8 protein-coding genes and 1 pseudogene are annotated in these 11,773 nt (G+C 65.8%); 2 read left to right on the forward strand and 7 right to left on the reverse strand.

All coding sequences use genetic code 11. The features are described 5' to 3' along the window. Positions 1 to 56 precede the first annotated feature (56 nt). Positions 57 to 1,214 (forward strand): IS481 family transposase, encoded by a 1,158-nt coding sequence (locus tag ACVIJ6_RS00900; protein ID WP_456771077.1) that lies wholly within the window; start codon positions 57 to 59, stop codon positions 1,212 to 1,214. Between the two features lie 48 nt (positions 1,215 to 1,262). Here ACVIJ6_RS00900 and ACVIJ6_RS00905 read toward each other — a convergent pair whose 3' ends face one another. From ACVIJ6_RS00905 to ACVIJ6_RS00915, 3 genes are all read right to left on the reverse strand, one after another. Next, on the reverse strand, positions 1,263 to 2,168 hold the full coding sequence (locus tag ACVIJ6_RS00905; RefSeq protein WP_456771078.1) for a 4-(cytidine 5'-diphospho)-2-C-methyl-D-erythritol kinase: 906 nt from the start codon (positions 2,166 to 2,168) through the stop codon (positions 1,263 to 1,265). A 158-nt stretch (positions 2,169 to 2,326) separates the two neighbouring features. After that, complete coding sequence (locus ACVIJ6_RS00910) at positions 2,327 to 4,123, reverse strand: tetratricopeptide repeat protein (protein ID WP_456776859.1); 1,797 nt, start codon at positions 4,121 to 4,123, stop codon at positions 2,327 to 2,329. A 240-nt stretch (positions 4,124 to 4,363) separates the two neighbouring features. Further along, a complete protein-coding gene (locus tag ACVIJ6_RS00915; RefSeq protein WP_456771079.1) occupies positions 4,364 to 6,022 on the reverse strand; it encodes an electron transfer flavoprotein-ubiquinone oxidoreductase in 1,659 nt (552 codons plus the stop codon). 299 nt (positions 6,023 to 6,321) lie between these two features. Between ACVIJ6_RS00915 and ACVIJ6_RS00920 the strand changes: the two genes are divergently transcribed. Next, positions 6,322 to 7,143, forward strand: coding sequence for a uracil-DNA glycosylase (locus tag ACVIJ6_RS00920; protein WP_456771080.1), 822 nt, complete (start codon positions 6,322 to 6,324; stop codon positions 7,141 to 7,143). A 147-nt stretch (positions 7,144 to 7,290) separates the two neighbouring features. On the opposite strand, the gene ACVIJ6_RS00925 is transcribed toward ACVIJ6_RS00920, so the two are convergent. The 4 genes and pseudogenes from ACVIJ6_RS00925 to ACVIJ6_RS00940 form a co-directional block, all read right to left on the reverse strand. Next, the gene (locus ACVIJ6_RS00925; protein ID WP_456771081.1) at positions 7,291 to 8,799 is read right to left on the reverse strand and encodes a glycosyltransferase family 39 protein; all 1,509 of its coding nucleotides are present in this window, start codon (positions 8,797 to 8,799) and stop codon (positions 7,291 to 7,293) included. A 205-nt stretch (positions 8,800 to 9,004) separates the two neighbouring features. Then, complete coding sequence (locus ACVIJ6_RS00930) at positions 9,005 to 9,871, reverse strand: ribonuclease HII (protein WP_456771082.1); 867 nt, start codon at positions 9,869 to 9,871, stop codon at positions 9,005 to 9,007. Positions 9,872 to 9,947: 76 nt separating this feature from the next. Continuing rightward, positions 9,948 to 10,397: a VOC family protein gene (locus ACVIJ6_RS00935; RefSeq protein WP_456771083.1), complete on the reverse strand. Its 450-nt coding sequence runs from the start codon at positions 10,395 to 10,397 to the stop codon at positions 9,948 to 9,950. A gap of 20 nt (positions 10,398 to 10,417) precedes the next feature. Then, positions 10,418 to 11,613 (reverse strand): annotated as a pseudogene (locus ACVIJ6_RS00940) (PA0069 family radical SAM protein). Positions 11,614 to 11,773 lie beyond the last annotated feature (160 nt).

Raw genomic sequence — 11,773 nt, forward strand, 5'->3', positions numbered from 1 at the left:
GGGACATGGTTTGACACGTCAAAATCGGCTCGATTCGTCAAACAAGGGGGCGAGCGATGCCGTGGCGAGAGGTGTCTGTCATGGATCAGCGACGAGAGTTTGTGATGCTTGCCAAGCAGGAGGGAGTAAACCGGCGGCAGCTGTGTCGGCAGTTCGGCATCAGCCCCCAGACCGGCTACAAGTGGATCCAGCGGGATGATGCTGGCGATACGACGCTGGCGGACCGATCGCGGCGGCCGCATCGGAGTCCGGAGCGCACGGCGGCTGCGACTGAGCAGCAGATTGTCGCGCTGCGCGATGCTCACCCGGCCTGGGGCGCGCGCAAGCTCGCACGTCGTCTCGAGCGCGATGGGCAAGCTGTCCCGGCGATATCCACCGTGCACTCCATCCTGCGCCGTTACGATCGCGTGAGCGAGCCTGCAGGCACGCCCGGGCAGCCCTACACGCGCTTCGAGAAGGATGCGCCCAATCAGCTTTGGCAGATGGACTTCAAGGGGCACAGCGCGCTGGAGAACGGCGTGTCCTGTCATCCGCTGACGGCGTTGGACGACCACTCGCGCTTCTCCTTGTGCCTGGCCGCCTGTGACAACGAACGAGGCTCTACGGTACAAGGCCATTTGGAGACGACGTTCCGCCGCTACGGACTGCCGGATGCGATGTTCGTCGACAATGGCGGCCCCTGGGGCTTCACCCTTGAAGACCCCTGGACCACGCTGACGGTGTGGCTTCTGAAGCTCGGCGTCCGAACGATCCACAGCCGGCCCTACCATCCTCAGAGCCGGGGCAAGAACGAACGCTTCCACCGCACCTTGAAGGCCGAGGTCTTTGCCCTCAAGCGCTATCGCGACCTGATCGACGTCCAGCGGGCGTTCGACGACTGGCGGGCCGTCTACAATCTCGACCGGCCGCACGAGGCGTTGGACTTCGATGTGCCCGCAAGCCGCTATCGACCCAGCCAGCGCACGATGCTGGATCGCCTTCCGACGGTGGAATACGACGATGGCGAGATCGTCCGTTCGGTATCCACCACCAAGGCCTATGTCAGTTTCAAGGGACGGCTCTGGAAAGTCCCGCAAGCCTTTCGCGGTGAGCGGCTCGCTATTCGTCCGCTCAGTTCCGACGGAAAATTCGGAATTTTCTTTGCCGCGCATCAGATCGCAGCGATCGATTTGCGCTGCCCGAAAAGTGTCAACTATGTCTCCGAACAGGTGTAAGCTATGTCCCCGGTCTGAACACTTCGCTCGCAATGACGGCTGCGCAAGCTAACTCAATGTCCCCGCATGCACCCACCACTCGGGGTGCGCGGCGGCGATTGCAGCGCCTGCCGCCTTCGCATCGGCCTCGCTGCCGTAGATCGCAAAGCAGGTCGCACCTGAGCCGGACATTCGGGCGAACAACACGCCCTGGCTGGCGCGCAGCGCGTCGAGCACGGTGCCGATGATCGGCTGCACCTGCAGCGCCGGCGGCTCCAGATCGTTCTTCACCTGGCCGAGCGCATCGACCCAGTCGGCGATGGTGCCGCCGGCCGCTGGCCAGGACGGCGCCATCAGCACATCGGTCACGCCGACCAAGAGATCACCCGGCTTGAGACCGAGCGCCTGGAACACGTCCTTGGTCGCCACCGGCACGCGCGGATTGATCATCACGCAGGGCAGGACGGGCAGCGCGAGCGGCTGCAGATTTTCGCCGACGCCCGTCATGGTGCAGGCCCGCGAGGGCACGCAGACCGGCACGTCCGCGCCGGTCTTCAGCGCCACCGCCTGCAGACGCGGATCATCAAGCGGAAGGTCGTTCAGCCTGGCGAGCAGCCGCAGCGCGGCCGCCGCATCCGCGGAGCCGCCGCCGACGCCGGCCGCGACGGGCAGCACCTTCTCCAATTCGAACGCGCCGAGCTTCAGGCCGGGAACGGCCTCGGCCAGCAGACGCGCCGCCTTCAGCACCAGATTGTCGGAGGTCTCGCCGCAGGCCGCCGCAAGAGGCCCGGTGGTGGTCAGCGACAGCTCCGGCCCAGGGACCAGGGTGAGCTGGTCCGCGCAATCGGCGAAGGCGACGACGCTTTCGAGATCATGATAGCCGTCGACGCGGCGGCCGACGACGCGCAATGTCAGATTGACCTTGGCGCGGCCCTGCTCCTGCAGCGGCGCGCCGGTGACCGTGGACGCCAACATCGGCGCAATGCCCCCAACTCGGTGGCGGGGTCCGGTGTCGCTGTCAGCCCGCGGCCGAAACGAACGTGGCCGGCACCGCCACATGCTTCATCAAAATCATCCGGGCTCCCCGGCAAACCGAGGAGCCCGCAATCGCTCTCAAACCGTGATTGGACGAACTAACCGCCCTTGCCGTCGTCCTTCTTGGCGTCGGACGGCGTGTCCTTGGTGTCCGCGCTCGCCGCCGCAGGCGCCGGATCGTCGGTCAGACCATTCTGAATCTTGGCCTCGATCTTCGGCAGCTCCTCGGCCTCCGGCTTCAGATCGCGGGCATGGGCCCACTGGAATTTCGCTTCCAGCTTGCGGCCGACGCGCCAATAGGCATCGCCGAGATGGTCGTTGATGGTCGGATCCTCGGGCTTCAGATCGATCGCGCGCTCGAGATGCTTCACCGCCTCTTCGTAATTGCCGATGCGGTAATAGGCCCAGCCGAGCGAGTCGACGATGTAGCCATCGTCCGGACGCTGCTCGACGGCGCGCTTGATCATCTTCATGCCTTCGTCGAGATTGACGCCCTGGTCGATCCAGGAATAGCCGAGATAGTTCAGCACATGCGGCTGGTCGGGCTGCAGCTCAAGCGCCTTGCGCATGTCGGCCTCGGCCTTGGGCCACTGCTTGGAGCGCTCCAGGCAGATGCCGCGATAGTAGTAATAGACGCTGTTGGCCTTGTCATTGTTCGCCGGCAGCGAGTCGACGCCGAGCGAATAGGTCTTGGCGCAATCGGCGAACTTCTTGCGGCCGCGCTCGATATTGCCGAGCGCCATGATCGCCTCGAGATCCTTCGGATCCTGCGCGATCACGTCCTTGAGGATCTTGATCGCCTCGTCGCTGCGGTCGGCGCTGTCGAGATCGGTGGCGAGCTGGATCTGCGCGTTGCGCTTCAGCGGCGAGCTCGCCGGCACCCGCTCATAGACCTTGATCGCCATCTGCGGCTTCTTCACCGTCTCGTAGAGATCGGCGAGCGACAGCAGCGCCAGCGGATGGCTGGGCTGCAGGTGCAGTGCCAGCTGCAGATAGACCAGCGCGAGATCCTCGCCGCCGCGGCGGCTCAAGGTCGCACCGATGCCGTACAGCGCCTCGGCGGCGCCGGCCTGCGCCGAATCGACCAGCGGCGGCAGCTTCTTGCCCGCCTTGGTGTCGCGCAGGCCCTCCTGCACCAGCGGATGACGGGCAAGCTTCTTGTCGAACGCCTCATAGATCGCGGTGGCGGACGCGGCATCCTTGTTGCGCGACAGCCAATGCGCATAGGCCTCGGTGATCCGCAACATCGAATCGTCGAGCTTGTAGGCGCGCTCGAAGCGCGTGCCGGCTTCCTTCTCCTTGCCGGCCAGCTCCAGGATCATGCCGGCATGCAGATCCTTGAACAGCGGATACCATTCCGGACCGGTCAGCTTGTCGATATTGGCGACCGCGGTCTTGGCGTCACCCGCACCGGCCGCGGCCCAGGCCGACAGCAAGGTCGCGACGAGATCGGTGATCGGTCCACGCACCGACTGATTGATGTTGGTCTGGGCGGCGGCGTATTTCTTCTGCTTGATGTCCTGCACGCCGACGACGAGACGCGCGATGCGGTTCGACTTGTCGACGGTGAGGATGCGCTCCGCCAGCTTGACCGCTTCTTCGATGTCGCCATCGGCGACCGAGGAGATGAAGGCGCGATCGAGCAGCTCGTTGTTCTTGGGGTCGGTGCGCAGCGCGGAACGGTAGAACGCGGCGGCGGACGCGGCATCGCGCTCGACGCTGGCGTGGCGGGCCGCCAGATAGCTGCCCGAGGTGGTGAGCGACTTCAGATCGACGCCGGCGGGAAACTTCGCGCTGTTATCCGACGGGTGATCTGGCGTCTGAGCCAGAACGGCGCCCGGAAGCAGCACGGCGGCAACGGCAATTGCGGTCCAGCGATTGCGAATGGATAACATCACGGTGCGCTCTGGTTGTTGGAAAGGAATGGTCGTATCGGACGCGACCCCGGTCGGCCGCTCTTCAAGGCGCCGACAATGCCGCGTTTGGCGGCCAACCGCAAGGATTTGCAGGATATTCGGGTCAGCCGCGAACCCCTTTGACGAAGGTGACCTGCGTCAAACCGCGCCAGTATGGCCGTATCGTGGCCGGTCGCCCCTGCAGGGGCGACCGCCTCACGCAATCGTGCGTGAATTGCGCTACATGGCTTCGTAGTTCGGCCCCCCGCCACCTTCCGGAGGAACCCAGGTGATGTTGCCATTGGGATCCTTGACGTCGCAGGTCTTACAGTGGACGCAGTTCTGCGCGTTGATGACGAAGCGCGGGCTGGCGCCGTCCTCGACCCACTCATAGACGCCCGCCGGGCAATAGCGGTTGGACGGGCCAGCATAGACGTCGTGCTCGGAGCTCTTCTGCAGCGCCATGTCGGCGACCTTCAGATGCACCGGCTGGTCTTCCTCGTGATTCGTATTGGACAAGAATACCGACGACAGCCGGTCGAAGGTCAGCTTCCCGTCCGGCTTCATCACGGGCTTCGGCTGGTGCGCCTTGGCAGGATCGAGCGTTGCGCGATCCGGCTTGGCGTGCGACTGCGTACCGAACAGCGAGAAGCCGAGCGTGTTGCACCACATGTCGAAGCCGCCCAGGATGACGCCGAGCACGGTGCCGAACTTCGACCACAGCGGCTTGACGTTGCGGACCTTGAACAGGTCCTCGCCGACTGGCGATGAGCGCCAGGCGTTCTCGTAGTCGACCAGCTCGTCATTGGCGCGGCCGGCCGCGAGCGCCGCATTGACATGCTCGGCCGCCAGCATGGCGCTGCCCATCGCATTGTGCACGCCTTTGATACGCGGCACGTTGACGAAGCCCGCCGCGCAGCCGATCAGTACGCCGCCGGCGAACGACAGCCGCGGCACCGATTGATAGCCGCCCTCGGTGATGGCGCGCGCGCCATAGGCCAGACGCTTGCCGCCTTCGAACACGCCCCGGATCGAGGGATGCGTCTTGAAACGCTGGAATTCCTCGAACGGCGACAGATAGGGATCGTCGTAGTTCAGATGCACGACGAAGCCGACCGCGACCAGGTTGTCGTCGTAGTGATAGAGGAACGAGCCGCCGCCGGTCTTCATGTCGAGCGGCCAGCCGAACGAGTGCTGGATCAGTCCCTTCTGGTGCTTGGCGGGATCGATCTGCCAGACTTCCTTCAGGCCGATGCCGAATTTCGGCGGCTCGCTCTTGGCATCCAGCGCAAATTTCGCGATCAGCTGCTTGGACAGGCTGCCGCGCGCGCCTTCCGCGAACAGGGTATACTTGCCGAGCAGCTCCATGCCGCGCGTGAACGAGGCCTTCGGCTTGCCGTCCTTGCCGATGCCCATGTCGCCGGTGGCGATGCCGCGCACCGCGCCCTGCTCGTCATACAGCACCTCGGTCGCCGCGAAGCCCGGATAGATCTCGACGCCGAGCGCCTCGGCCTTGCGCGACAGCCAGCGACACACATTGCCGAGCGAGCCGATGTAGCAGTGATGATTGTGCATCAAGGGCGGCGTCGCGAAGGCCGGAAGCTTGATCGCGCCGCTCTCGGTCATCCAGAAGAACTTGTCGTCCTTGACTTGGGTCTTCAGCGGGCAATCGTCGTCCGACCGCCAGTCCGGGATCAGCTTGTCCAGCGCGAGCGGATCGATCACGGCCCCCGACAGAATGTGCGCGCCGACCTCGGAGCCCTTCTCGACGACCACGATGTTAAGGTCGGCATTGAGCTGTTTCAGCCGGATCGCGGCGGTCAGGCCCGAAGGGCCGGCGCCGACGATGACGACGTCGAACTCCATGGATTCGCGCGGAGGTAATTCTTCGGTGCTCATGTCTCTCGATCTCAGGCCCGGCTGGTGCAGTGGATGTGGCCTTTGCAGCCCCCTGGCGCAAGCAAAGGTCAAACCCGGAGAGCTGCAATAGCAACAATGACTTAACTAGGGTTCCGAAGGCGTTGGCCGTCCGCTGGAGGTGATCCTGAAGGGGAGCGAAGGCCGGCGCCGGAACACTAGGGCGTTCCGTCCCTTTTTTTGGGTTATTCCAAGCTCTTGTTTCCGATTTTTCGGGGCAGGACAACCACGTAAATGCATTCCGCCATGCGCCAAGGCGGCGTAGACTGTCGCAAATCATGATGACTCCCGAGCCCCTCCCCGACGTCCGGCAACTGCTCGCCTTCTATCTGGAGGCCGGGGTCGATTGCGCGCTGGCCGACGAGCCGATCAATCGCCTGGTGGAGCCCGAGGTGGCGCCGGCCCCGGCCGCTGCCGTGGCGCGTCCGGCGGCAGCGTCGCCAGCCGGCCGATTGCCGGCACCGGCGATTATTCCGCCACGCGGCGAACCGCCGCCCCCACCGGAGGCCGCCATTGCCTCTGCCCGCGAGGCGGCGCTGACGGCGCCGACCCTGGAGGCGCTCCGCGAACTGCTGGAGAATTTCGACGGCTGCGCGCTGAAGCAGACCGCGTCGCGGCTGGTGTTCGCCGACGGCAATCCGCAGGCGCGCATCATGCTGGTCGGCGAGGCGCCGGGCCGTGACGAGGATATCGAAGGGCTGCCGTTCGTCGGCCGCTCCGGCAAGCTGCTCGACCGCATGATCGGCGCGATCGGGCTCGACCGCAGCAAGGTCTACATCGCCAATGTCATTCCGTGGCGGCCGCCCGGCAACCGCACGCCGACGCCGCAGGAGACACAGATCTGCCTGCCCTTCATCCGCCGCCAGATCGAGCTGGTCGATCCCGACGTGCTGGTGACGCTCGGCAACCCGTCGACCCAGGCGATCCTCGGAACGACCGAGGGCATCATGCGCAGCCGCGGCAAATGGCGCGACTACGACACCGGCAAACGGACCATCCGCGCCATCGCCACCTTCCACCCGGCCTATCTGCTGCGCTCGCCGTCCTACAAGCGGCTGTCCTGGCAGGATTTGCGCGCGATCGCGAAGGTGATGGCGGTCTGACGACCGTCTTCGCCGTCATTGCGAAGAGCGAAGCGACGAGGCAATTCAGAGTCCCGCCCGCGACTCTGGATTGCTTCGTCGTAAGGGCTCCTCGCAATGACGCGGAGAGCGTTACGGTATGCTCGCCGGACGTCGCTGGTGGAAAGCCTACGGCGCCTTTGGCCGCATGATCGCCCAGCCGATGCGCAGCAGCGGCTGGCGGCCGTTGATCAGCCAGTCGAAGCTGCGCGGCACCTCCGGCACGAGGCCTGGAAAGCGCTGGGCAAGCTCCGGCGGCGGCGTGCCGACTGTGTCGGAGGCACGCCACACCACGACGCCTCCGGTTTCGGCAAACCTGGCTGGGCTGATCCAGGGCGTCCGCTGCGGCGCGGCGTCGAGAAACAGATGCGCGCGGCGGCGGCCGAGCGCAACCAGGCTGGCAAGCTGCGGATCGCCGGCCACCGCCTGCAGCGGCTGATTGGTGCGGCGCTCGAAGCTCTCGACGAAGAAGCGGGAGATGTCGCGCGCCGGCATCGCGGTCGCAACCTCACCATCGCCGAGCAACGGGACAATCACCGTGCTGCCAGCCACGAGGACGGCGGGCGCCGCCACGGCCGCGGCCCACACGCTGCGCAGCAGCCTTTGGCGCCGCAGATAGATCAGATCGCCCGAGGCGACCACCATGGCGAGGCCGACCATGGTCAGCGCGACGGCGGTGCCGCCGAACACGGTGGGAAGGCCGAACAGACCCGAGATCACGCTGCCGAGCAAAGCGGGGGCGATCGCAAAGCAATAAGCGAAGTCGCGGGCCAGCGCGGGCACCGGCCGGCGGTAGATGATTGGAGCGTCGGCTTCACCGCGGGCGAACCAGCCGGCGTCGAGCGCCACGAGAAACAGCATGGCGGAGATCGCCAGCAGCAATCCGCCGGCCAAAGCGAGCCAATGCCAAGCGCGCGCCGAGAGCTCCGCCAGCACCGGCAAGGCCGAAAGCCCGACGCCGTCGGAACGCAGCACGAAGATGACGTAGGGCAGCGCCAGCGCCAGCACGACCAGCAGTGCGAACAGCGGATCGAATGATCGCAGCACGCGCCGGCCCTCGGCGGACGACACCGTGAAGCCTGCGATCAGCAGCAGCAGGCCGGCTGCGGCGGGCGTGGTGAGCAGCAGCAGACCCGCCTCGATCGACCATGCAAACCAGGCGTTGCGCTGGCCCTCTCCGAGGATCCGCCAGCTATGCAGCAGGAGCAGCGCCCATAGCGGGCGCGCGAGCACGTCCGGCCCGAATTCAAGCGTCGGTGCCCCGAACGCCGTGACGGTCATCGTCAACAGCACCGCCAGCACCGCCTGCTGGCCGCCGACGATGGCGCGAGCGAGCAGATAGATCACCCAGAAGGTCACGGCCGAGCACAGCGCGGCCAGCACATACACGCCGAACAGATGGTTGCCGGCGAAGCGATAGGCGATATCCGCAAGCCAGAACGGCAGCGGCGGCCCGAGATCGGTGCCGACCTGGTACTCCCGTCCGAAGGCAATCGACATCGCGAGCTGGCCGGGAGGGCTGCGGTAGAACACCAGCGCGATGCCCAGCCAGAGCAGGGCGTGACACAGCACCACGATGACGACGACCAGCCGAGGCCGCGCACGGATCAGTTCGACAACCAGTGACGTGAAACGCATGAACGGCTGGATCGCTTAGCTGGATCGCTGAGGACGTCGAGGAGGCCGGCAGGACCGTCCCTCATCCGCAGCCGCGTTGTCCGACGCCCGCAATCGATACCGCATGATCGAGGCGCACAACACCGCCCCCGCTGCGAGGAGTGACACTTCGTGCTGGTTGGCTGGCAAAACTATTAAGACCGCGGCGCCGTCGAGGCAACCGGCATCAGGCGCCGAGCGCGATTTCGCTGGATGTCACCACCGTCACGTCCGCGAAGAGATCGGGCTCCGGCACGTCGGTCCAGGGCTGATGCTTGCGCCGTGCCGCCACCACAGGCGCAAACAGGCTGCGGTGATGCACCGAGGGACCCAGCCGATCCAGCGCGGCGAGATGCTCAGGCACGCCATAGCCCTTGTGCTGCTCGAAGCCGTAGCCCGGGCAATCCTGCGCCAAGGCGCACATCAGACGGTCGCGCGTGACCTTGGCGACGATCGAGGCCGCCGCGATCGACATCACCAGCCCATCCCCACCGATCACCGCCTCGCAATTGCAGTCGACATCGATTCGGTCGCGGCCATCGACGAACACGTGCCTGGGGGTCTCGGGCAGCGCCTTCACCGCGCGTGACAGCGCCCATAGCGACGCGCGCAGGATGTTGTCGCGATCGATTCGCGCCGGCGAGGCGAAGGCGACCGCGAAGGCCGATGTCTTGCAGATCTTGTCGAACAACGCCTCGCGCTGCTCCGCACTCAGCCGTTTCGAATCATCGAGCCCCTTCGGGATGCGGTTGGGATCGAGAATCACCGCGGCCGCGACCACGGGGCCGGCCAGCGGACCACGGCCAGCCTCGTCACACCCGGCCACCGGCCAGATCCCCTGTTTCAACAGCGCGCGCTCGCGCCGGAAGCTCGGCAGCGCCACCGCGATGACGCCCTTGCCGGACTTGCTGGTGGCGGGGTTTGCCGCAGCCTTGCCCGCCACGCTTCCGGTGGCCTTCCTGCCGACGCCTTTCGCAGTGGCGCTGGTCTTGGCAGCAGTGGCCGATTTCGCCCTGCCCGGTGTTTTGGCTTGGTCTCGAATCATGGCCGGCATGGTGCGGAACAGCCCGCAGCGACGCAACCCGAACGGGGCTCAATTCCCCGCTATTCGCAACCTGGCCGGCGACCGGCTAAGGCGGCAGATACACCCGGTCATCCTCGCCGACATCGATCCCCGGCGCCGTCACCACCTCCCAGACATGACCGTCCGGATCGGCGAAATAGCCGCTGTAACCGCCATAATCGGTCTGCTGTGCCGGCTTCAGCAATCTCGCGCCCTTCTCCACCGCCGACGCGAGCGCCGCATCGACCTCGGCCTCCGAGCGGCAGTTCCAGGCGAGCGTGACGCCGCGAAACGCCTGCGGCCGCGGCGCGTCCGGCACGCCCGCATCATGGGCCAGCGCGTCCCAGGGGTACAATGCCAGCACCGTTCCCCCGGTGTCGAAGAAGGCCACCGCCTCGCCCGTCGCCTGGAATTTCCTGGCGAAACCAAGCGACGCGTAGAAGGCGATGCTCCGCCGCATGTCGGCCACACCGAGCGTGATGACGGTGAACCGCGGGACGACGGACAGTGCACTCATGGGCTCGACCTCCGTCCGCCTCAGAACAGGCTCAGCTGCTGGCCGCCGCCCTTCGGCCGCACGAAGTGATCGGTGGTCAGCTTGGTGCGGCGCTTGTTCAGGCCGAGCTTCTCGCAGGCGATCTCGAAGCGGCGGCCGATCATCCAGGCCATCGGCCCCGTCCCCTTCATCCGCGTGCCCCATTGCGAGTCGTAGTCGCGGCCGCCCCGCATGTCGCGGATCAAGGTGAAGACGTGGCGGTAGCGATCCGGATAATGCTCGAGCAGCCATTCCCGGAACAGGTCGCGCACCTCCAGCGGCAATCGCAGCAGCACATAAGCGGCTTCCTTGACGCCGGCATGGGCGGCGGCATCGAGGATGCGCTCGATCTCGCTGTCGTTGAGCGCCGGGATCACCGGCGCCACCATCACGGTTGTCGGGATGCCCGCCTTCGACAGCGCCTGCAGCGCTTCCAGTCGCTTCGAGGGTGTCGAGGCCCGCGGCTCCATGGTGCGCGCCAGCTTCGGATCCAGCGTGGTCACGGAGATCGCAACCTTCGCCAGGTTCTTCTTGGCCATCCGCGCCAGGATGTCGGCATCACGCATCACCAGCGCCGACTTGGTCACGATCCCGACGGGGGATGGCCAACCTTTTCCAGCACCTCGAGGATGCCGCGCATGATCTTCCGCTCGCGCTCGATCGGCTGATAGGGATCGGTGTTGGTGCCGATCGCGATCATCCGCGGCTCATAGCCGCTGGCGGCGAGTTCCTTCTCCAGCAGCGCGGGCGCATCCGGCTTGACGAACAGCTTGGATTCGAAGTCGAGGCCTGGCGAGAGGCCGAGAAAGGCGTGGGTCGGCCGCGCGAAACAATAGACGCAGCCATGCTCGCAGCCACGATACGGATTGATCGAGCGGTCGAAGCCGATGTCCGGCGAGTCGTTGCGGGTAATGACCTTGCGCGACGTGTCGGTTGCGACCGTCGTCTTGAACGGCGGCAAGTCCTCGAGACTCTGCCAGCCATCGTCGAACACAACACGGGCCTCCGCCTCATAGCGGCCGCTCGCATTGGATTGTGCTCCCCGACCGCGGCGCCGGCCCTGTTCGATGGCGACCGCGAGTTCGGGAAAGTCCCTCTCAGGACTGCTTTTTTCAAGACCCGAGGAAGGCGCGCCCACCGGCTCGGAGGGCACCGGGACCGGCGGGCGCTTGAGGGCATGTGAAGATGCTCGGCTCATGGCCAAGACATAGCACACAAGAGGAACATTACAAGAACAATAAAGAACAATCCCCGCAGCCGACGTCTGAGGCTGCGCAACGCCAGCCATCACATTCCCGTTCTATCCTGCAGCCACGCTGGAACAGGACGGTGCGGCATTACTCTAATGCACTCTCCCG

This window comes from Bradyrhizobium sp. USDA 4369, from assembly GCF_054056435.1.

Excerpts from the sequence above, each read along its gene's own strand:
- ACVIJ6_RS00925 (WP_456771081.1), bottom strand. The coding sequence starts at position 8,799 with ATGCGTTTCACGTCACTGGTTGTCGAACTGATCCGTGCGCGGCCTCGG.
- ACVIJ6_RS00900 (WP_456771077.1), top strand. The coding sequence starts at position 57 with ATGCCGTGGCGAGAGGTGTCTGTCATGGATCAGCGACGAGAGTTTGTG.
- ACVIJ6_RS00935 (WP_456771083.1), bottom strand. The coding sequence starts at position 10,397 with ATGAGTGCACTGTCCGTCGTCCCGCGGTTCACCGTCATCACGCTCGGT.
- ACVIJ6_RS00930 (WP_456771082.1), bottom strand. The coding sequence starts at position 9,871 with ATGCCGGCCATGATTCGAGACCAAGCCAAAACACCGGGCAGGGCGAAA.
- ACVIJ6_RS00915 (WP_456771079.1), bottom strand. The coding sequence starts at position 6,022 with ATGAGCACCGAAGAATTACCTCCGCGCGAATCCATGGAGTTCGACGTC.
- ACVIJ6_RS00910 (WP_456776859.1), bottom strand. The coding sequence starts at position 4,123 with ATGTTATCCATTCGCAATCGCTGGACCGCAATTGCCGTTGCCGCCGTG.
- ACVIJ6_RS00920 (WP_456771080.1), top strand. The coding sequence starts at position 6,322 with ATGACTCCCGAGCCCCTCCCCGACGTCCGGCAACTGCTCGCCTTCTAT.
- ACVIJ6_RS00905 (WP_456771078.1), bottom strand. The coding sequence starts at position 2,168 with ATGTTGGCGTCCACGGTCACCGGCGCGCCGCTGCAGGAGCAGGGCCGC.